Annotated in this window: 19 protein-coding genes; 3 read left to right on the forward strand and 16 right to left on the reverse strand. The window is 70.1% G+C overall.

Annotated elements, in window-relative coordinates; all coding sequences use genetic code 11:
• Positions 1–108: 108 nt before the first annotated feature.
• Positions 109–762, forward strand: coding sequence for a hypothetical protein (locus tag TR50_RS18365; protein WP_236654468.1), 654 nt, complete (start codon positions 109–111; stop codon positions 760–762).
• 75 nt (positions 763–837) lie between these two features.
• A complete protein-coding gene (locus TR50_RS18370; protein ID WP_042422238.1) occupies positions 838–1,239 on the forward strand; it encodes a DUF3307 domain-containing protein in 402 nt (133 codons plus the stop codon).
• Between the two features lie 279 nt (positions 1,240–1,518).
• On the opposite strand, the gene TR50_RS18375 is transcribed toward TR50_RS18370, so the two are convergent.
• The 4 genes from TR50_RS18375 to TR50_RS42645 form a co-directional block, all read right to left on the reverse strand.
• Positions 1,519–1,866, reverse strand: a complete 348-nt coding sequence (locus TR50_RS18375) for a hypothetical protein (protein ID WP_042422240.1) — start codon at positions 1,864–1,866, stop codon at positions 1,519–1,521.
• 317 nt (positions 1,867–2,183) lie between these two features.
• Positions 2,184–3,119, reverse strand: a complete 936-nt coding sequence (locus TR50_RS18380; RefSeq protein ID WP_152648467.1) for a ParA family protein — start codon at positions 3,117–3,119, stop codon at positions 2,184–2,186.
• Between the two features lie 36 nt (positions 3,120–3,155).
• Positions 3,156–4,661 (reverse strand): ParB/RepB/Spo0J family partition protein, encoded by a 1,506-nt coding sequence (locus TR50_RS42640; protein WP_152648468.1) that lies wholly within the window; start codon positions 4,659–4,661, stop codon positions 3,156–3,158.
• A 1,245-nt stretch (positions 4,662–5,906) separates the two neighbouring features.
• Entirely contained in the window at positions 5,907–6,635 is a 729-nt protein-coding gene (locus tag TR50_RS42645; RefSeq protein ID WP_152648469.1) for a hypothetical protein, read from the reverse strand.
• Positions 6,636–6,897: 262 nt separating this feature from the next.
• On the opposite strand from TR50_RS42645, the gene TR50_RS18395 reads away from it, so the two are divergent.
• Positions 6,898–8,199 (forward strand): DUF2637 domain-containing protein, encoded by a 1,302-nt coding sequence (locus tag TR50_RS18395; protein WP_042422246.1) that lies wholly within the window; start codon positions 6,898–6,900, stop codon positions 8,197–8,199.
• A gap of 224 nt (positions 8,200–8,423) precedes the next feature.
• Here TR50_RS18395 and TR50_RS50005 read toward each other — a convergent pair whose 3' ends face one another.
• The 12 genes from TR50_RS50005 to TR50_RS45560 form a co-directional block, all read right to left on the reverse strand.
• Complete coding sequence (locus TR50_RS50005; protein WP_042422248.1) at positions 8,424–11,795, reverse strand: AfsR/SARP family transcriptional regulator; 3,372 nt, start codon at positions 11,793–11,795, stop codon at positions 8,424–8,426.
• 2 nt (positions 11,796–11,797) lie between these two features.
• Complete coding sequence (locus TR50_RS18405) at positions 11,798–12,160, reverse strand: hypothetical protein (RefSeq protein ID WP_042422250.1); 363 nt, start codon at positions 12,158–12,160, stop codon at positions 11,798–11,800.
• Positions 12,161–12,215: 55 nt separating this feature from the next.
• Positions 12,216–12,701 carry a TadE/TadG family type IV pilus assembly protein gene (locus tag TR50_RS18410; protein WP_042422253.1) on the reverse strand — a complete coding sequence of 162 codons (486 nt, stop codon included), beginning with the start codon at positions 12,699–12,701 and terminating at the stop codon, positions 12,216–12,218.
• Positions 12,698–13,138, reverse strand: a complete 441-nt coding sequence (locus tag TR50_RS18415) for a TadE/TadG family type IV pilus assembly protein (protein WP_084700512.1) — start codon at positions 13,136–13,138, stop codon at positions 12,698–12,700. The genes TR50_RS18410 and TR50_RS18415 overlap by 4 nt, the downstream gene beginning before the upstream one ends.
• 48 nt (positions 13,139–13,186) lie before the next feature.
• A complete protein-coding gene (locus TR50_RS18420; protein WP_042422255.1) occupies positions 13,187–13,393 on the reverse strand; it encodes a hypothetical protein in 207 nt (68 codons plus the stop codon).
• Between the two features lie 35 nt (positions 13,394–13,428).
• Complete coding sequence (locus TR50_RS18425; protein WP_052441079.1) at positions 13,429–14,328, reverse strand: type II secretion system F family protein; 900 nt, start codon at positions 14,326–14,328, stop codon at positions 13,429–13,431.
• Entirely contained in the window at positions 14,325–15,251 is a 927-nt protein-coding gene (locus tag TR50_RS18430) for a type II secretion system F family protein (protein ID WP_052441080.1), read from the reverse strand. Before TR50_RS18430 ends, TR50_RS18425 begins: the two co-directional genes overlap by 4 nt.
• A gap of 11 nt (positions 15,252–15,262) precedes the next feature.
• Positions 15,263–16,588: a TadA family conjugal transfer-associated ATPase gene (locus TR50_RS18435; RefSeq protein WP_160311130.1), complete on the reverse strand. Its 1,326-nt coding sequence runs from the start codon at positions 16,586–16,588 to the stop codon at positions 15,263–15,265.
• A gap of 214 nt (positions 16,589–16,802) precedes the next feature.
• Complete coding sequence (locus TR50_RS18440; RefSeq protein ID WP_042422262.1) at positions 16,803–17,636, reverse strand: hypothetical protein; 834 nt, start codon at positions 17,634–17,636, stop codon at positions 16,803–16,805.
• The gene (locus TR50_RS18445) at positions 17,633–18,295 is read right to left on the reverse strand and encodes an SAF domain-containing protein (RefSeq protein WP_236654469.1); all 663 of its coding nucleotides are present in this window, start codon (positions 18,293–18,295) and stop codon (positions 17,633–17,635) included. The genes TR50_RS18440 and TR50_RS18445 overlap by 4 nt, the downstream gene beginning before the upstream one ends.
• 37 nt (positions 18,296–18,332) lie before the next feature.
• Positions 18,333–18,971, reverse strand: a complete 639-nt coding sequence (locus TR50_RS18450; RefSeq protein ID WP_052441082.1) for a hypothetical protein — start codon at positions 18,969–18,971, stop codon at positions 18,333–18,335.
• A 302-nt stretch (positions 18,972–19,273) separates the two neighbouring features.
• Positions 19,274–19,948 carry a hypothetical protein gene (locus TR50_RS45560; protein WP_152648471.1) on the reverse strand — a complete coding sequence of 225 codons (675 nt, stop codon included), beginning with the start codon at positions 19,946–19,948 and terminating at the stop codon, positions 19,274–19,276.
• Positions 19,949–19,968 lie beyond the last annotated feature (20 nt).

The following is a 19,968-nucleotide window of genomic DNA, read 5'->3' on the forward strand; positions in this document are numbered from 1 at the left end:
GCCCACGCTGCAAGCCGTCAGCCCCCCGCCACCTGCACCAGGCGCGGAGCTGATGGCGTGCTGGCCATCCGGGCGATGCCTTCGACCTCGGATTGCAGGCCCGCCTCGATGCGCCCCGACTCGGCCGGTCCGCTGTGGCGTCGCGGTCGCCGTTCCCGTCGACCGCTGTGGGGCTCCGACGCCAAGACCACCAACGAGATGCATCGGACGGACCTGCTCCCCCACAGCCCGACCGACCACCTGGAGCAACTGATGGACGCCTCCGACGTCCTCGTCCTGGACGGCTTCCTCGATGAGGAGACCGTGCCCGGAGACGCGGGCTGCACGACCGCCCGCTTCCGCATCGAGATCGAGCCCACGGACGAGCGCACCGACCAGATGGTGCTGCCGTGCAGCGTCAGCGACCCGGTCCTGGCCCGCCAGGTCGTCACCGACCTGCGGCCCGGCGACCTGCTCCGCGTCACCGGCTACCTGCGGCTCCCCAGCACCCCGGACGACCCGATCTGGCTCCACGTCCTCGCCCTGGAGCTCCGCGCCCCGGCCCCCGACCCCGCCGACCAGGCCGAGCTGCTCACCGCACAGCCCACCATCTCCGAGGACGGACTGATCGAGCGCTACGGCCGCTACCTGCTCTTCCACGACCCCATCGGCGTCAGCCTCGTGTGGACCGAGACCGGCGCCTGGGTCGGCGAGACCGAAGACCTGGACGCCCTGGCCGACCTGATCCGCGCCTTCGAGCACGCGCACCCGGGCACACCCTGACCCGCACCCTCCAGCCCGCCGACGCGACCGTCCCGGCCGCCCGGCACCGCCCACCGAATCCAGAGAGGCTCCCTCATGTTCGCAGCCGTCTTCGTGCTGCTCTACATCGCACACCTCGCCGCGGACTACCCCTTGCAGACCGATGCGCAAAGCGCCCACAAGGCGGGGCCCGGGCTCACCGGATGGCGTGCCAACCTCACCCACGCGTCCATCCACGCCGCCAGCTACCTCGTCTTGCTCTTCGGCGGCGGGGCGCTGCTCCACCTCCACCTGGGCGTAGGCCTGGTACTCGGGGCTGTCGCCTGGGTCAGTGGACTCCACGCGTTCATCGACCGCCGCTGGCCAATCACCTGGTGGATGGACCACACCGGCCAGGCCGGCTTCCGGGCCAACGGCGGCGCCCAGCACGTCGACCAGGTCGCACACCTCGCCCTGGGTATCCTGCCCGCCGCCCTGGCCATGGCCGCACTCACCTGACGGCTGAGACCGCAGCAGGCACAGGCCCCGCACGCCTCCTCCGCGAGGTGTGCGGGGCCTTTTTGCGTTCCTGCCCCCCTCGACCGCCTGGGGGAATCAATGGGTGCCGATGATGTCCTCGTGTCGGCCAGTTCCGTGCGCGATGATGCCCGGGGTACGGCCGCTCGCTTCGCATTGAGAGGGAGTCCACGGATCAGCGCACCAACGAGATAGCCCTGCCGTGCGGCGTTCGCGATCCGATTCTGGTCCGCGAGGTCGACCCCGACTTGGGTCCAGTGCTCAGCCGCAGCTCAAGGTCTCCGCTGTCGGCAGATCCAGCGCGACAATCAGGGCGTCCAAGCGCAGTTGCTGCTCAGCAGTCAAGGCCAGCGCGGAATCGCGGGACACCGCATCCAGAGCTGCGGCCGCGAATCCCCGGGAGACTCGCCCCAGCGCGGCGGCCATCGCCTCTCGGAGAGCATCCGACTCGTTCTCATCGCTGGCGTAGTTGAGTGCGATCCCGTAGCTGTCCACGGCTCTGTCCACCAGGCCCATGAAGGCTCGCGTGCGCTTCATGCAGCCAGCGTCGTAGTCCAGCGCGATGCCTGTGGCTACGCTATCGGCCGCTGAAATGGTGTCGGTGTCCACACGGACTCAACGAGCCCTGACTGGCGCACGTCACCAGCACCCTGGCAGCGGGTCGTCGCGATCCGGCGCTCCGCAAATTGCTGTCCAGGGAGTCTCCAAGGGAAGACGTGCCCGGCATCCGGGGCCGAGGCCCCATGTTCGCGATCCCGCCTAGGGTTCGCTTGAGGTAGGTGTTTCCGTCGGAAACACCGATCCTGATCAAGCAGCGCCATTCCGCCAGGTCGAAACGCTAACCTTCCGGGAAGCGGCTGAGCCCCGGTCAGTGCGCGGGAGTTGAGGTCTTCCGCGACCTGGCCGGGGCTCATGTCGTCACGCTGCTATTCGAGGTCGGGGAAGCCCCAGGCCGTGGCGAGCTTGCGGTAGTCCTCCACCGCGGGGCTGTTCGGTGCCTGGATGGGCAGGGGAAGGTGGTCACGGAAGCTGGTCTTTGCGGTCGCTGAGTACCGGATGTATGGCCAGTCCTTCACCAGCTCCGGGTACAGCTCCTCCATCTCCAGGACGGACTTCCGGTTGTCCGCCTCAGCGCGGCTTCCGGTCTGCACGCCGATCAGTGGAATGCGCTTTACGGTCGGACGGCCCGGGATCGCCTTCGACTTCGAGAACTGCTCCCGCAGGCGGGACAGCTCCTTGATCAGGGAGGGGATTCCCTCTACCGCCTTCGAGCTGGCCAAGCAGGTCGGAATGACTTCGTCGTGCTCGTCCATCATCATCGCGACGGTGCCGACCAGCTTGCCGTAGTTGGCGGGGTTGTCGATGAAGAACATGTCGTCGTCGCCGTCGTACTCGTCGCGCAGGAAGTCCTTGAACCACGAGTAGCGGTGGGCATGCTCGGTCTGTGTCAGCAGCGTGTCGGCGTTCGTCAGGAACTCGGTTGCTGGCATGAGGTACAGGTTCGGAATGTCCATCCACTCCACGAATTCGTTGCCTTCGTGGTCTACGCCCTGGGCCAGCTTGTAGCGCGCCTGAACCCGGACCTCCTCGTAGGAGGCATCGCCGAGGATGAAGTCGAGGATGGTCGGACGGGAGCCGATCTCCTGGGGACCCCAGCCCAGTCCGGAGCTCGCGTTGCACTGCTGGTCCAGATCCCAGACCGTGATCTGGTAGCCGCGCAGCGCCAGCGTGACGGTCATGGAGGTCGTGAACGCGGTCTTGCCGATCCCACCGCGGGCGAGCAGGGACGACCAGATCTGCGGATACGTCCGGCCGGCGGGGCGAAAGCGCGGATCAACAGTCCGCACAAGAGCATCGGTCAAGGGAGCCTCTCTTCATACACAGGGATCGCACCGGGCCTACTGGCCGGATGCCGGAAGACCGAGCTGATGGTTCTCCCAGTCGGTCTTGGGAATGTAGGCGCCGTGCTCGCGCAGGAACTGCACGTACCACTTGTCCTGGGCGTCGTAGGTGGGTCGGCGCCGGTCCGCAGCTCGGATCTCGGCACCAGCGAGAGCGACTGTGAATGTCGCCCGGTCGATCAGCGCTTGGCGCCCCGACTGGAGCACCGCCTGAAAATACGCGCTCGCGGGAGTGAGGTCTAGCTCGGCCACTCCCTCGGCCGTGAGCCACGCATGCGCGGTGTTCTGCGCCGCTGCCTGGTTGAACTGAGCCAGGACGGTCCGCGACACAATGCTCCAACGCACCGGGTCGTCGAGCTCAGCACTCGTGGCGACGAGCGCTCGACATGCCTGCACACGCTCCGAGGCCGCGACGCGCCGGTCGACAGCCGCCTGGTCCTCCGCCGACGCGGGTTTCGCCGCCGACGCGGACTCCGAGGAGTTGCCGCGACCGGATGCTGGCTCCTGTGCCCCAGCAGACGGCGAGCCGTCTGCATCGCCTCCGGCGTCATGCTCGCGCTCAACCGTGGAGTTGTGCTCCTGGGTGGTGGTGTTTCCGCCGGAAACACCCGCAGGAGAAGACCGGTTCGCCTGGTGCGGCAGCTGCGCATCCACCCCCACGCGCTCGCCGGCCAGGACCCGCGTGATGGCCTCCTGCAGCGAGCCTGCCCCGGCAGCCAAGAACCCCAAAACGGCAGCCTGGTCGCCGTGGTCCGGCAGCGCGTCCCCGATCTTCATCGCGCCATCCGGCCCGATCAGCCGCTCCGTCAGTGCCTGCTGGACCTCAGGTGCGTACTCCAGCAGCTTCAGTCGCTTGGAGATGTGGCCGACGCTGCGCCCGGCAACAAGCTGGATCTCCCGGTACGACAGGTCGCGCTTGTCCCTGAGGCGCTGAAACGCGCGCGCCTCCTCAAGCGGGCTCGGATTCTTCCGAAGGAGGTTCTCGCTGGTGATGATCTCCTGCGACTCGCCAACAAGATCATTGCGGACGATCGCGTCGATGGTCTTGAGCTCGGCCTCCCGCGACGCAAGCCAGCGCCGCTCACCGAAGAGGATGACCCACGGCCGTGCCTCGACCGTCGGGACGAGTTCCGCAGTCTCCGGATCGGCCAGGAGCTCCTCGCGCCAGCGGGCCAGATACCGGTCTGATCGCATCACCGAGATGGGCTGCAGCACGCCCTTGGCCTTGATGTGCTCGGCCTCGGCCGACACATCGCCAGGGTCTCGATCGTTGTGCGGATTCGGGGCGATGTGCTCGAGCTCAAGGGTCAGGATGTCGCCGTCCGAAGCGTCCACGGTGTAGATCGCAGTCGAACGCTCGGCCTGAGCAGGAGCAGGAACGCCGGGAGTTGCAGGTTCGACCGCCCCTGGCGCAACGGGCGCCGCGCCTTCGCTCGGCGCAGCAGGCGCCGCCGGCGGCTTCCCCGCCGCCTTCTTTGACGGTCGTGGCATGAGAACAGCCATAGTCTCTCCTCGTCGGCAATCACATCGGCATCGGCGAGACTATCGGCTCGATATCGCACCGCCCGCCATCTCCCTTGGATTTCACCGCCCCGTGACGCCTCGGCGGCGTTTCCGGCGGAAACAGCGCCACGCGCGATGCGCACGGATGCGGCCCGCGTGAGCCCACGAGACGCTGGCGATGCAACCGGCGAACTTCAGAATGAGGTGGCTGGTGCGCGGGGGCGGCATCTCGAGACTGCGACGGTTTCCGCCGGATCTGCAGCATCAGCTCGGCTGTGTCCTCGGGTACGCGTTTCCGCCGGAAACACCGAGCCGCGGCCTCCGAATCTCACCGAGCTCGCCGTCGTCGGATGCGTGCGCGCTGTCCCGAGGCGCTCGGCTGCTGGCATCGACGGGGCGGAGTACGCCTGATGTCTGCGGTTGCTGCTGTTTCCGACGGAAACGGGCAACTCCAAGAGGGCGAGCGCCCGCACTCACTGGGAGACGCAGGCGCTCAGATCTCTGAACATCGGTATTGCAACGAGACGCGCAAAATGCCGCTGTGCGCACCATCTGCGCAGTCAAGACACGTGCGCGCGCGCACCTGCCCCACATGCCCGGCCGACGTCGAGGGACGCCACAGCAGGGCATGCATCGGCACGGCGGACTGTTTCCGCCGGAAACAGGACGAGCAGCTGGTGGTGCGCACATGCCCCGAGGCGGCTCTTGGGCCCGCTGGCTACTCGAGACCGTGTGCCTTCGCCCGCGTGCCGCGAGCCATCTCCGACGGCTCAGCAGTCGCCCCGTTCCCGTGGATCGGCCAGCCGCTCGCCGCCCAGGAGCTGGGACCCGTCCGCTGGTGCGGTGGCGCGCTCGTCCGTCGGCCCCTCTCCGAGGCGCCCTCAAAGGCCGGCCGCGACGACGAGGCCCACGTGGCTTCGGGTCTGTTTCCGCCGGAAACACGCAGCGAGAGAAGCGCGCGGCCGTTGGAGTCGGCAGGTGCGCAGGCCCTGCGCGTCCAGGGCTGCGCAACGCGGTGTGCGCATTCTGTCTTGCGCACGAACGCTGCGCAGGAGCCCGCTCTGCGCAACCGTCTCGCTGGCGAATGCGCAGACGCGCTCGGGCTGAGTCCATGCGCACCTTAAGCGATGAACTCGGTGCGCCTCGCGGATGGCAGGAGTGGATGCGTCCCGCGTTTCGGTCGGAAGCGTTCGGCGACGCGCTGCCCGTGGACCCTTGGCGAGTAGCCTCGCTTGCCCGCGGGCGCTACCGGCTGACCGACGCGCCCGCTTCCAGTGCCGCCGCAGCCTCCGCTGTGTCCGCGGCCTGGCGGGCGCTCACCTCCGCCAAGGCCCTGATCCGTCGGGAGACCTGCGACAGACACGCCGATAGCGACGACACCTGTGCCTCCGTCGGTGCCCCGATCTCGTCGACCTCGGCCAGCACGGCCTCCATCTCGCCGAACCAGAAGTCGATCTCTCCCTCGCCGTCGTCCGTGAGCAAGTCGGCTGCGTGGGCTCTCATCGAGCGCGCAGCCGCCAGAACAGCTCCCGCTCGTGCCAGGGCGACCTGTGTGCGTACCCGCGCCTCCGCCTCCTCTGCCGCGCGCGCAGCGAGCGCGGCGCTGACAGCCTCCGGAGTTCTGCGCACAGGAACCCCGTCAGCCCCAACGGCCTCGTCCGCGCGCATCCGGCGAACCTTGTTGTGCGCACCCGGCACCGACTCGACACCGAGCGGTCTCACCAGCCGTGCCCACTCCACATCCGACGCGCGCGCATCGTCCACCGCCCGAAGCTGGTGCGCGTCGATCTGCTCGCGCAGCCACTGCCACAGCAGCACGCGCTGGACCGCAGCCTCGCCGCGCAGCCTGGCGTCGCCTATGCGGCGAGAGGCGCGCTCCGCGAACACGAGCAGGGCGTACAGCTCTTCCGCGGCCGGCAGGGAGGACGTCTCGCTCAGCTGTTGCTCCAGCAGATCTCGCAGCTGCGTGGACACCTGGGGCACCGCGACGTGGCCGAGCCGCGGCCGCGGCCGGGTCAGGGGAGCGGCCGGGTCGGGGGAAGGGGGGCGGCGCTTCGGCATGCCTTCATGATCGGGCATCCCGGGCTTTCCATAATGGAAATCTCAAGGGACCGGATACGATCACCCCCGCACTCGCCAGCGCCCGCGAGCCGGATTCCCGGCATGCAGGCATCGACACGACAGGCGCGTGTGAAGCTAGGGACTCAGGTCAACAGGACAGGACGAGGGGAACGGGATGAACCGTCGCCAGTTGAGCAGCGGCCAGAAGGCACTGGTGCTGATCGTGGTGATCGGAACGATCGTCATCTCCCTCATCGGGTTCGTCGGGTCCTACGACGCCGTCCTCAAGCTGGCCCAACGCAACGGCTTCGGCTGGTTCTCCTACCTCCTGCCGATCGGCATCGATGTCGGCATCACCGTCTTCCTCGCGCTCGACCTGCTGCTGACGTGGATGCGGATCCCGCTGCCGATCCTGCGTCAGCTGGCCTGGGTGCTCACCGGCGCGACGATCGTCTTCAACGCGGCATCAGCCTGGCCCCGGCCGCTCGCCAGCGGCATGCACGGAGTAGTCCCCCTTCTCTTCGTCGCCGCGATCGAAGCTGCCCGCCACACCGTCGGCCGCCTCGCGCAGATCGAAGCCAACCAGCTCTTCGAGCGCACCCGCCTCGGCCGCTGGATTTTCGCCCCGATCGCGACGATGCGGCTCTTCCGCCGCCGCATGCTGTGGGAGCTGCGTTCCTACGAAGAAGCCCTCGAGCACGAGCGTCGCCGCCTGGTCTACCGAGCCCGACTCCGTGCTTCCTACGGGCGGCTGTGGCGCTACAAGGCTCCGGTGGACATGATCCTGCTTCTCAAGCTGGCGAACCTCGGTGAGGCGCTGCCCGAGTTCAAGCTGGACGTCGTCCCCGTCCTGCCGGGCACTGCGACCATCAGCCTGCCTGCCACGGAGGCCGGAGTGAAGGCCCTGCTGCCGCAGCCCCGTGAGGAACAGCCCTTGTCGAACGCTGCTCCCGCCCCTGCCGCAGCGCCCGAAGCCCACTCCGACGTGTCCGGCCTTCCCGAGGCTCAGCCCGCGCCCGGCGCCGCTCTGGCCGAGCAGCCTGCGCCTGCCCCCGCTCCGGCTGCCGCCCCAGTACAGGCCGTCGTCGAGGTGACACCGACTCCGGCGACCATGCCCGAGCAGCAGGTCGAGCAGGCAGTCCCTGCGGCAGAGCCCACGCCCCTGGTGGAGGCGGCACCACAGCTTCCTGACACCTCAGTGTTCGCACCCCAGCACTCGTCGGGCGCTGCACAGACGTCTCCCGCGCCCTCCCAGGGAAGCGCTGTGGACCAGTACCGCCTCGCCTTCAACGACTACACGCAACGCCACGGAGCCTTCCCCGACGGCGAGCAGCTCGCAAAGTGGCTCTTCGAGCAGTACGGAATCACCGGCCGTTCCGGCGAGGCCCTCAGCCCGGGACACCTTCGCCGCTACCTTCCCCGCTTCAAGTCCGCGTGGGACGCCGACCAGGAAGCGCTACTGAACACCCCTCAGTGAGGCGATGGCCGTGACCCGCGTTCGGCACAACCAGGCACGACCAGGGTTGGCTCGGCCGCAGTTGCCCGAGTGCAGGACTTCCTGAGCCGTGCGACGGTGGGAACGCGGTACGTGCCGCACGCTCGACGAATCGCACGCGGTGAGCGCAGCCCGGGTGGACAGGCTCCGGACACACGAGACGCCCCTGGCCCGAGCCAGGGGCGTCGTGCCGTTCCAGGCGTCGATCAGGCGCTGCCCTTCATGTGCTGCTCGAAGATCGCCTCGATGAGTTCCTCGGTGGCGTGGTCCATCTCGACGTCCAAGGTCCGCAGTTCTTCCTGGAGGCGGGAGATGATGCGATGGACCTCGGCGGTGTTTCCGCAGGCTGCCTCCAGGGCGAGCCAGTCCCGGTAGAGCATCTCGGCCGCCGGTTCGACATCGATCCCGACGGCGATGGCCGCGCGGGCCTGGTCGTAGTGGCCGGTGTCTGTGCGGTACCGGGCGATGGTGTGAGCGGTGTCGACGATGCGGGAGACCATCTCCTGCGCGTCGGGCATGCTCCACCGGGCTGTGCTGCCGGCGAACGGCCGGGCCCGCACCAGGGCGAGGGCCGCTTCGAGGTCATCGACGCCCGCGGGGCCCGCGAGGAGCCCGCGTTCGGCGAGCTTGCAGAACCGCGCCCAGTCGCTGCGCACCCCCGTCATCGTCGGCAAAACGCCGTCCCGCGCGTTGCGGGCGAGCCGCGGTGTGCCGTCCGGGGCGTTCCCCAGCAGGTTGCGCAGGTCGTGGATGCGCTGCGTCACGCTCTTCTCCGTCCATGGTGCGTTGGGGCTCATCGCTTCGGCGAGGTTGTCTCGGGTGCGGTTCGGGCGGAGGTAGAGGAAGGCGGCGACCTCCGCCAGGCGCCTTCCACGGCCACTGCTGCCCAGCCCGGTGACGTCGACCGGTCCGAGCAGGCGGATCTCCGGAGCATGCAAGTCGGCGGGCTCGATGACCGGCGTGGACTGCGTCGGCACGTCCACGGTCAACGCCGTGGCGTCCGCGGCTTCGTCGGCGGCCAGCGCTACCGGGCTGGGAAGCGCCACTCCACCGGACGGGGCCGACGTGAGAAGCACGGGCATCGGCGTGGCCTGTGTGGGGGAGTTGCCGCTCTGCCCGGCGAAGGCAAGGAACGGGGTGACGGTCCCGGTCGGTGCGCCATCTGTCTCGGCCGGACCGGACTCGTCGGCTGCCGCCGTCTGATCGGTGGGCGGCTGCGCGGGGGTGCGGGTGTCGTCGGGGACCCGGGTCCAGGCACCCGTCGCCTTGTTGGCGGGCTGCTCGGTGGTGCGCAGGTCCTCGGTCAGGATCTGGTACTCGGCCTCGGTGACGCGCTGCAGTTGTACGGGCGCCGTGTTGTGAGGGAGTGGCTGTGGCTCGGTGATGGCGCAGTCGAGGCGCAGTGCGTCCGGGAACAACGCGTCGAGTCCCTCCCCGGGCAGGGCGAGGGCGACTGGCGCGTTGGGGGAGCGGGAGACCAGGCCGGCGAGTTCCCACGCCGTCTCCTCGTCGATGTGGTCGCTGGCGACCAGCATCCACGGCATTTCGGCGTCGGGGTCTTGGTGCGCCGTGAGCAGCTGATCGGCCAAGTCCGTCACGGCGTGACCGATCCGGTCCAGGCGACGGATGCGGCCGGTGGCCATCATCTGAGGCAGACCGGCCTCGATGAGGCCGGCACTGAGAACCTGGAGCTCCTGGCCCCACGGGCTGGTGGCGGCGTCCAGGGCGAGTGCGCGGGCGACCTCGCGGACCTGCTGTGTGGTGCCGTCCAGGAGCAGTGTCCGGGCGGCGGCCAGGTCGACCAGGACCAGCGTGCCGTCCGGCTCTTTGCCCAGGGTGGCCAGCATCGGGTACGGGGCTGCCACGTCGTAGGCGGCCGGCGGGTCGAGCAGTTGGGCGGCCGGGTCGAGGTTCCACCAGCCGTCCTCGCCTGAAGTGAATGGTGCGATCGCCGGGCCGTCGGCGCGCAGCTGGATGCGGGTCCGCTCGATCCGCGCGACCTCCAACTGGGGGAGCGGCTCACCGTCGGGCAGGTGGGTGGCCATGGTCCGCAGCGCGAGGTCGAGCAGTTCGGCGGTCGCGGGATCGGCCTGGTTGGCCAGTATCTGCTCCAGGCTGCTGGTCTCGGCGGGGACAGCGATGGTCTCGCCGGGGCGGCGGGATCGCTGCTGCAGGGCGCGCTTGATGCCGTATCCGCCCAGCAGCCCGGCGGCCAGGAGCGCGCTGATCGCTAGGCCGATCCGCAGCTCGCTCCCTGCCTGGGAGTCATCGGCGGAGGCGGGCGTTACCGCTGTAGCGGATGGAGCGGCAGACGAGGTCGCCGCGCCGGGGGTGCTTGGTGCTGCGGTCGGTGTGCCGGGCGTGGCGGGGGAGGCCGGCGCTCGGGAGGGCACGGCCGTCGCGGACGCGGTCGGGGCGCCGACAGGGCCCGTTGCGGGCGTGGACGTCGGTGCCGTAGACGGCGAGGCGGTCGGGGTGCCAGCGGGAGCCGTGGCCGTGGGCGCGGTTGGCGTCGGCGTGGCGGAGTGGCCGCCGTCGCGACCGCCGCCTGCGTGCGCTGCTCCGCCCGGCTGGCCGGGCGTGGGGGCCGTGGCGGGTTGGGGGATGTCCAGTTTCCAGCCCGGCAGGATGAGGTTCGGGTCGGTCAGGTGCTGGCCGCCGGACTGGGTGATGCCGGTGCTGGCCTGGTAGATGGCTGGGTATGCGTCGGCGTTGCCGAGGTCGTCCTGCGCGATCTGCGACAGGGTCTCGCCCGGCCGCACGATGTGCACACGCTCCCTGACACCGTCCGGGCTCGATGTGTCGCCGCGCTCGTCGGCCCCTGGGTCGGTATCGGGGGCGTGGTGCTGGACCTGGTGGACGTCGTGCGTGTGCTGCGAGGTATGCCGGGGCGGGCGGGCGTGGGCGTCGGCGGGCAGGCGCAGGGTCCACCCGGGCACCAGGTGGAGGGTGGTGGGCGTCAGGGTCTGGCCGTCGCTTTGGACGATGCCCTGGTTGAGGGCGGCGATGTCCTTCCAGCGGGTGCCGTCGCCAAGGTAGCGCTCGGCCAGCCCCCACAGCGTCTCGTCGCCGGCGCTGACGTGGTGGACCGGCCCGGCCTGGTCGGCCTCGGCCTGCGCGCCGACAGCAACGGCGACCTGCTGGGGACTGGGGGCGGTGTGGTGGGGCAGGTGCAGCGTGGCCGCGGCCGCGGTGTGCGGGGCTCCTTGGGCCAACGCGGTGCCGGTGGTGGGCAACAACAGGACGGCGGCGGCAACCAGCGTCGCGGCCAGGTGCTGCCCGGCCCCGAGCACGGGCAGCCGCGGGGCGGCGCGGTGGCGCAGCACGGCGATGAGTTCCAGCAGGACCTGGACGGTGAACAGCGCCCAGGCGAGCCAGCCGATCACGGTGAGCGCGCCGAGGAACAGGCTGCCGTTGTCGGGGCCGGTCAGCGCGTCGGTCGTCTGCTGCCAGGTCGGGACCTGATGCGGGTTGGTGCCCCAGGCGAGCAGCGCGAGTGGCACGCCGGCCTCCAGGGCGCTGAGCGCGGCGAGCGCGCCGAGGCCTTTCAGCAGGCGGGGGAGCGGGCCGGAGTCCATCGTCATCCTCCTTGGTAGAGGAGTTGTGCGCTGCCGTGCCCGGTCACGGTGCCGGAGCTGATCAGCGGGAAGAGCGGGGTGTAGGGGGCGGAGACGGTGACCTGGATGGTGTTGCCGTTCACGGTGACGGTGCCGGTGACACCGGCGGCGCGCAGGTAGGCCTGAGCGGCGGTGACGGCCTGCTGGGGCTGAATCTGGAAGCCGTGCCCGGTCAGCGCGGCACCACTGTCCAGCGCCTGGGCGCCGGAGCGGGCGGCTTCCTGGGCGGTGCCGTCGGCCTTCGCGAGAGCCTGAAGCTTGAGGCCGCCGTCGACGACCAGGGACAGGACCGCGAAGCAAGCGACGATGACGATCGCGGTGAACATCGACAGGGATCCCCGGTCGCCGTCCCCATGACGGGGTCGCACGCGCAGGTGGAAGTCAGGCAACGCGCACCCCCGCAGAGCCACCTGAGAAGGGCACCTGACCGGCGGCGCGTTGCCGGTACTGGTCGATGGAGCACGTGAACGAGCCCCGAAGCGTCTTGCTTCCCGGGACCCCGGGGAACAGGCCGGCGAGCTCGACTTGGCAGGTCACGGTAACGGTGACGGCGGCGGGCTGTCCCAGCGGTGCGCTGAACCCGGCGGTCGGCACGGTCACGTCGGTGGAGGCGCAGTGGACCCCCTGGGAGGTCAGGGACTGGTTCGCGACCTGGAGGGCGGCCTGCTGCGCGGCGCCGGGAGAGTTCTGCAGGGACGCCGCGCGGGCGGCGTCACGGGCGGCGTTGTCGACGGTGGAGCCGGCGAGGTAGACGCGCCCAGCCAGGGCCATCAATCCGAACATGGCCAGCAGGAGAGGCGCGAGGATCGCCAGTTCCAGCGACAGCGCGCCGCGGTCGCCCGCCGACGTGCGGGGGGAGCGGCTCATCGGACCAGTTGCTCCTTCGCGGCGGTCGCGGTCTGAGACAGGTGGAACGTCAGGCCCGGGATCCAGGTGGTGACGCTGCCGGTGACGGTGATCGTCACATCGGCGGCGGTCTGCGATCCGCTCACGGCGGGGCCGGTGATGCTGCCGCCGGTGCGGTGCAGCAGATCCCACGTTTGGTTCTCGCCTTCGCCGAGCGTCGCGCCGTGGACACGCGCGGTCTCCACGCCCTGCTGGGCCGCAGTGACGGCGACGTTGCGGGCGTAGAAGTAGAAGCCCGCCTGGACGATCGTGAACAGCAGCAGCATCACCACCGGTGCCAGGATCGCCAGTTCCAGCGACAGCGCGCCCCGGTCTCTGACGTCGCGGCCGACCGTTCGGCGAGGCCGCAGCCCCGGCCACGGTCGTCGGCACCGCCGTTCAGGTGGTCGCTCACTCATGACTGCCGCTCTTCCTCCCCGACAACCCTGCTCCTGGCCCGTGACGGCTCAACCGATCTGGTTGGCCTTCTGGGTGGCCTTGGTCGTGATGATGGCGATGACGATGCCGGCGATGATGACGAGGCCGGCGATGAGCAGAGCGAGCTCGATGGAAAACGCGCCGCGCTCGCGGTCCTCATCCCGGTGCAGGGCACGGACCCGCTCAGCGCGGGCACGGACCGCGGTCATCGCCATGGTGATCAGCGGATCGGACATGAAGGGCCTCCAAGAGGGCTGGTGGTGAAGGACAGTCAGCTGTTGATGACCCGGACCATCGCCGGCAGGGCGATGTAGCAGGTCATGATGAGGACGAGTGCGGCGACGGGGACGACCATCTTTTCCGAGGCCGTGTTCGCGTGGGCCTGCTGGTCGGTCAGCAGCACTCCGCGCAGCGAGCGGGCCTGGGCCTGGAGCGTGGAGTAGACCGACGCGCCTTCCTCACCGGCGATCGCGATGATGTCGGCCGGGTGGCCAAGCTCGGGGACGTCGATCTCCTCGGAGAGTTGCCGCAGCCCTTCCCAGGGGGCGATGCCGGCGAGTTCGGCGCGCAGCAGCGCGTCGCGGATCCGCTCGAACACCCAGCCGTCCCCGACCTGCGCGGCGCGCTTGAGGGCTTCGCTGGGGCCCGCGTCGGCGGCACGCTCGAGGGAGACGAGGTCGAGGTAGGAGGCGATGGCGATGCGGAATTCGGTGCGGGCCTCGGCCGCGCGCTGGCGCGTGTTGACGTCGACGAGGAACCAGCCCACCACCGCGAACACCAGCGAGATGACACCGGGGATGGCGAACGGGAACTGCGCACCGCCGGCGACCGCGACGGCCGCGCCGAGGGAGGGCGCCAGCAGCCCGTACAGGGCGACGCCGATCTTCTTGCCGAGTTGGAGCGCGGGAGACTCGCGCAGGATCGCGAGTTCCTTGCGGGGCAGTCGCACGAGGTTGTCGCTTATCCGCGACAGCGCCCACCCGCCCAGGCGTTCGCGCCAGTCCGTCGACTGCACGGCCTGCTGCGGGGCGAGGAGGTCGATGCGGTTCGCGTCCATGCGGGCGATCACGTCGCCCAGGTCGCCGCGACCGCGCGAGAGACCGGCGACCAGCATGGTGATGCCGCCGCCGACGGCGGCGCCGGCCAGGAGGACGGGGGCGACGGGGATCACTGCGGGACCTCCTGGGTGCGCTCGGCCAGGGACTTGGTGCGGTCCGCGGAGGACAGGAAGCGGGGGGTGGGGCGCATGTTTGCCATGGACCGCATCCACGCGACCATGCCGACGAAGCCGAGCGCGAACCCGATCATCGCGAGCACTCCGAGGGGGCTGGAGTAGGGGGTGACGTAGGAGCCGGAGAACATCGACAGCCCGAACACCACCAGGCAGAACATGACGACCCAGCGCATGTTGGCGCGGGGCTTGGCGCGGTCGGCCTCGACCTTGCGCCGCATCAGTACTTCCTCCTGCAGCGCGCCGGCGAGTTCCTTGAACGCGCGCGAGAGGCCGTCGCCGCGGTCTTGGACGTGGAGCAGCATCATCGCGACGACCATGTCGGCGGTGACGTCGTCCAGGTCGTCGCCGAACGCCCGGTAGGCGGCGCGGGTGGGCCACCCGGCGGCCAGCCGTCCGACCAGCAGCTTGACGTGGGGCTCGATCGAGGTGGGGACCTTCGGGGCGCTCGCCCGGATCGACTGCTCCAGCGACAGCCCGGTGGTGTGGATGTCCGCGAGCCTGCGCACCCACTCCTGAAGGCCCTCCAGGCGGGCGATCCGCTCGGCGTGTTCGCGTCCCGGGTTGAGCAGCCACACCGCGTTCGCCGCCACCAGACCGGACAGCAGGCCGGCCATCGGCCACCCGGTCACCAACCACACCGCGACGGCGACCGCGCACCCGGCTAGGACACGGGTGCGGCGCGCACGCCACCACGCCGCGCGAGCCCGGCCGCCGTCCAGCCCGGCCAGCGCGCGCAGCTTCCGCTGCGTCAGCCCTCGGCGCCGGGCGTGCTCGGGCGTCATCCAGCCGGCGAACCCGGCCACGGCCACCACCAGGCCGGCCACCGCGGCGGCCGCACAGAAGGCAGCGATCCATTCCATCAACGTGATGCTCAAAGCTGTGTCACCGTCTTCAGTTCGTGGCTCCAGGTGCCGAACGGGTGCAGCAGCCATTCGCGCTGGAAGCCCACCCGGACCAGGTCGTCGATGCACGCGGGCATCTGCTGCGGGACCGCCCGCGGCTCACGCCGCCCGCCTTCCTCCTTGGGCGCGAAGATGCGCTGCACGGAGGGACGTCCGCCCTCCCCGAGTCCGGTGATCTCCAAGATCTCGGCGACGAACCGGTGCCGCTTGCCGCCGATCTCGGTCTCGTCCTCCTGGCGCAGGTAGACGATGAACTGGCAGGCCTCGGCGATCAGCCGGTAGGCCAGCTCCACGCTCATGCCGATCCCGGCCTCCAGCGCCAGGGTGGCGACGCGCTCGATCGCCGCGCGGGCACTACGGGCGTGGACGGTGCACATCGACCCGCCCTCGCCTTCGATCATGCCGTGCAGCATCGGCAGGACCTCAACCGAGCGGACCTCACCGACCAGGATCCGGCGCAGCGACATGCGCTGCAGGTGGGGGAACAGGTCGGCGAGGGTGAGCTCGCCGAGCATCCGGCCGGTCGCGTCCTTCTCACCGTTGCCTTCGCGGGCCTCGAACGGCACGACCTGCGGACCAGGGCCCGGCAGTTCGTGCAGCCACAGCTCGTACTCCGACTCCAGCGTGCCGATCCGCTCCCCCGGGGCGATCTCACGGGACATCGACCGCAGCAGGCTGGTCTTGCCCGCGCCCTGCCCGCCGACGACGAAGACGTTCTTCCGGGCCCGCACCAGCGCCTTGAGGAATTCCGCCAGGACGGTGTCGATGGAGCCCCAGGCCACCATCTGGTCCAGCCGGGTGTCCTTGAGGCGGTGCTTGCGGATCACGACCTGGGGGCGGGGTGTGACCAGGTAGCTCGCGGTCAGACGGGAGCCGTCGGCCAGGCGCATCCGCAGCAGCGGGCTGGCCGGCGACAAGGAGCGCTCACCCTGTCCCTGGGTACGGGCCAGCTGGTTGACCAGCTCCACCAGCTCGGCGTCGGAGGCGACGATCGGGGCAAGGCGCGCGATCGGCCGGTCCTGGTAGACCACCTCGACCGGATCGCTGCCGTTGATGCGGATGTCCTCCGCGTCGGGGTCGTCCAGCAGCGGCTGAAGCCGGCCCGCGCGGAACAGGTCGTCGAACACCGCCCGCCGGATCACGTGCTCCTGCTCGGCGTGCAGCGGCGCTCTCTTCGCGCTGTAGTCGGTCGCCCACTTCGCGACGACTTCGACCACCAGCTGCCAGCCGAGCTGCTGCCGGTCCGCCTCGCTGACCTGCTCGTCGCGGACCCGGTCCGACAGTTCCCCAGCCACCCTGTTGCGCAGCTCGGCCAACTCTTCGAACGAGACCGGCAAGACCCCCGCAGACGCCTGTTGTGCTGGAAGCGCAGCGGGCCCCGCCCCCGCGCTTGGTCCACGGGACGGAGCGGGCGGCCGTGGCGCCTGCAATGCGGCCTCGAACGAGGTGCGTAGCCCCGGGATCGACGTTGCCGCTGTCACGCCGTTCAGCGTGGTCCGCGGCTGCGTGTCAGCCACCGAAACCTCCCTGGTACACCGAGGCGTATCCGCCCACGTGCAGCTGCGCCCGGCGCCGCGCGGCCAGTGCAGTGACCGGCTCCCACGCGCTTCGGGCCTGCCGCAGCAGCACCGACTTGAGCGTCAGACCGCGCCGGTCGGGCCCGTGCGCGAGCGCCCGAGCGGTATCCGGGTCCCAGTCGAACTGCGCCAGCATCGGGACCTGAAGCCGGTGGGCGATCTCCGCGGCGGGAGGCTGCTTGTTCTCCTGGACCAGCAGCAGCCCCAGCGCCTCAACTCCGGTGCCGCGCTCGGCGAGGTCCCGCTTGAGGGCTGCGACGACCGGGGCCGCCGCCACCGCCGCGACCAGGGACTGGCGCACCACCAGCAGCACTACATCCGCCCGCCGCAGCACCGCTGCCGGATACCGGGTGCTCGACAACTCCCCAGACTCGATCAGCACCCTTCCTGCGTCGACCACGATGTCGAAGCCGTTCTGCTCCAGCACCGGCCACGCCGGAACCATGTGCTCCCACACCCCGGACATCGCCGAGGCCTGCGCCGGATCGGTCAGCCCCGGCAGCAGCATCCGGTTCCCGACGCTGCTGTCCAACGAGACCAGATGTTCGGCGAACTGGCTCCCCAGATTCCCCGCACGCACCGCGGTCGCGAGCTTGTGGAGCCCGACGGAGGCATCGACCTGGCCGTGCAGGAAGCCGGCCCGAACCGAGCTGCCCGCCGGGTCCAACTCGGCGAGGACCGTCTTCTTCGGCGCGGCCAGCGCCATCGCGAGCGCGCTGACGGTCACCGCGCCCGAGCGGGCGGAGACCAGGGCGACGACCGTCATCCCGCCGACCCCGACTGCAAGGTGATCGCGACCTGGCCGAGCGCCGCCCACACGGCCAGCTGCGGCGCGTCACCCGGGTTCACCGCCAGGTCAACCACACTGTTGCCGTTCGCATCCGGCGACCCGACCGACACCACGCTCGCCAGAATCGTCAACGGTGCGGCGGGCACCTTGCCCTCTCCCTGTGCCGGGGTCTGGACTACCTGCACGGAACTGCCCGGCTCCAGCATCCCCGCCGGCAGCTGCCCCGGCTTGGCCAGCACCCCGACCACCGTCTTGCCCGCCGTCACGTCCGGTCCGGCGGCCACTGATCCGCGGGTGAGCAGCGAACCCTGGGCCAGGTCCGCCGTCGCGGTCTTCCCCAGCACCTGGGAGGCATCCTGCTGGGGGACCGGAGCCAACGCCGGATCGGGCGCGACCTGCGCCACCGTCAGGTCCTGGGCGGTGAGCACCTGCCCCTTCGGCACCGCCCGAGCCAAGGCAAGGACCGGCACGCGGTCACCGGCCTGGTTCACCATCGCGTACGCGCCCAGCGCGCCCACCACGGCCAGGGCCGCGCCGGCGGCGGCCAGCATCGGCCGCCGCGCCCGGCGCGGCACGCTCGTGGTGATCGGTACCGGCCCCAGCCCCTGCTCGACCGGCTGGCGCGGCTTCGTCAAAGCCATCAGCGTCTTCCTGCTTCCTCACGCACGTCGTCTAGTTGTTCAGGTCCCGCAGCTCACCGATGACCACCGACGACGCAGACTTCCGGGTCACCGTGATCTGCCCCGTCTGCCCGGTCGTGGCCTGCCAGTTCACCACCCACGTCGCCGTCGCGCTGATCGCGTACCGGCCGTTCGGCATCGACGCGGACGTCTGCGTGTAGGTGTGGCCGCATGGCGGCTGCGCGCTGCCGAAGGCGGCCTGGTACGCCTCACCTGGCCCGGTGCAGGTCACCGACTGCCCGTCGCCCATGTCCCACACGATCTGCGTCACGCTCCCCGTCGCGGTGACGGTGACGGCGCCGGCTGATGCGGACGCTGTGTTCGGCCCCCAGGTCGTCGCCGAGACGTTGTCCCACAGCCACACCGGCAGCCCGACCACGCCCTTCGCCCCGGGCGGCGGAGCGATCCCGATCGCTGGCCCCTGCAACGCCATCTTGGAGACCGCCTGCTGCGCCAGTGCCTGCACGTTCACGGCGCCGCCGTAACCGGGAGGCGGGTTCTGGAACCAGCGCGCGCCGCCGCCAGGAAGGCCCTTGCCGATTATCAGCGGGCAGTCCGACGAGTAGACGGCGCCGTCACCCGGCTTGTGTCCCTGCCACAGGTCGCTGCTGGCATCCGGCTGGGGATTCATCAGCTGGTAGTAGCAGCCGTCTTGGTTGTCGAACCAGCCGAAGAGGGCGTTGTAGCAGGGGAATGTGTGGCCGGAGAACGAACACTGGCCGCTCCCGCCTCCGCTCCCGCCTCCTGTCCCCCCACCGGAGGAGCCTCCGCTCGGTGGCGGAGAGCTGCTCGCCGAGACGCTGCAATCGGTAACACCAACTGGGCAGGTCACAGTGCCGCCTCCGCCACCTCCACCGTCTGCCCAGACGCTGGGGGTGACGAGAAGTCCCACGCCAGCTATCGCCAGAACCGCCAGCAGGCGTCGCGCTCGGCTCAGCATGCAGCTGTCCTGTCGACTGAGTCGTCGTAGATCCGCCACTGGACGTTGTCGAAGGTGGCTTGGAAGGTCCAGCGGTGGCGGAACACCTTGTCCGCCAGCTGTGCCGGCTCCCCGGTGGTCTTATCGACGGGCCGGTAGTTGGTGCTGTCAATGCAGTCGGTGATCGTCGCACTCTTGGCCGCAAGGTCCAGAGCCGTCACCAACGGGGTGAGCGTCGGCCGCCCTCGCATGACCAACCCCTGGGACTGGTAGTACTGCAGGGAGGCCCGGATGTTCGCATCCGCCTTCCCAATCGCATAGGTGCTGATGGGGAGCCCGTCCAAGGATCCCTGGGTGTAGGCCTGGACTTGCAGATTCCAAAACCCTTGGTAGGCCGTGAGGAGCTTCGCCTTCGCTGTGTCTGTGGCATTCGGCGACGGCGACGCGCTGGACGGGGCCGGGGCGGCGCTGTCGGCGGAAACCGTCGGCTTGGCTGAGCCGCCACAACCGGCCATAAGCAGGCAGGAGGCTACGACCGCAGCGGCGGCCAGGCGTCGGGACCGACGGGTCCGTGTGGACGCGAAGGACCGTTCAGTGGTGCGCACGGTGGGAGTCCCCCTTGCTCTGCGTGGAACGATCTTGAACGGATCGTACTGGCTTTGAGCCATGGCTTGTTCTGAGTTGGTCAAGAGTCGCACGGTGCGAGTGC

Source organism: Streptacidiphilus anmyonensis (genome assembly GCF_000787855.1).
Lineage (GTDB): Bacteria > Actinomycetota > Actinomycetes > Streptomycetales > Streptomycetaceae > Streptacidiphilus > Streptacidiphilus anmyonensis.

Coding starts and splice junctions, on each gene's coding strand:
- TR50_RS18365 (WP_236654468.1), top strand. CDS start 109: ATGCGCCCCGACTCGGCCGGTCCGCTGTGGCGTCGCGGTCGCCGTTCC.
- TR50_RS18370 (WP_042422238.1), top strand. CDS start 838: ATGTTCGCAGCCGTCTTCGTGCTGCTCTACATCGCACACCTCGCCGCG.
- TR50_RS42640 (WP_152648468.1), bottom strand. CDS start 4,661: ATGGCTGTTCTCATGCCACGACCGTCAAAGAAGGCGGCGGGGAAGCCG.
- TR50_RS18395 (WP_042422246.1), top strand. CDS start 6,898: ATGAACCGTCGCCAGTTGAGCAGCGGCCAGAAGGCACTGGTGCTGATC.
- TR50_RS50005 (WP_042422248.1), bottom strand. CDS start 11,795: ATGGACTCCGGCCCGCTCCCCCGCCTGCTGAAAGGCCTCGGCGCGCTC.
- TR50_RS18405 (WP_042422250.1), bottom strand. CDS start 12,160: ATGTTCACCGCGATCGTCATCGTCGCTTGCTTCGCGGTCCTGTCCCTG.
- TR50_RS18410 (WP_042422253.1), bottom strand. CDS start 12,701: ATGAGCCGCTCCCCCCGCACGTCGGCGGGCGACCGCGGCGCGCTGTCG.
- TR50_RS18415 (WP_084700512.1), bottom strand. CDS start 13,138: ATGAGTGAGCGACCACCTGAACGGCGGTGCCGACGACCGTGGCCGGGG.
- TR50_RS18420 (WP_042422255.1), bottom strand. CDS start 13,393: ATGTCCGATCCGCTGATCACCATGGCGATGACCGCGGTCCGTGCCCGC.
- TR50_RS18430 (WP_052441080.1), bottom strand. CDS start 15,251: ATGGAATGGATCGCTGCCTTCTGTGCGGCCGCCGCGGTGGCCGGCCTG.
- TR50_RS18440 (WP_042422262.1), bottom strand. CDS start 17,636: ATGACGGTCGTCGCCCTGGTCTCCGCCCGCTCGGGCGCGGTGACCGTC.
- TR50_RS18450 (WP_052441082.1), bottom strand. CDS start 18,971: ATGAATCCCCAGCCGGATGCCAGCAGCGACCTGTGGCAGGGACACAAG.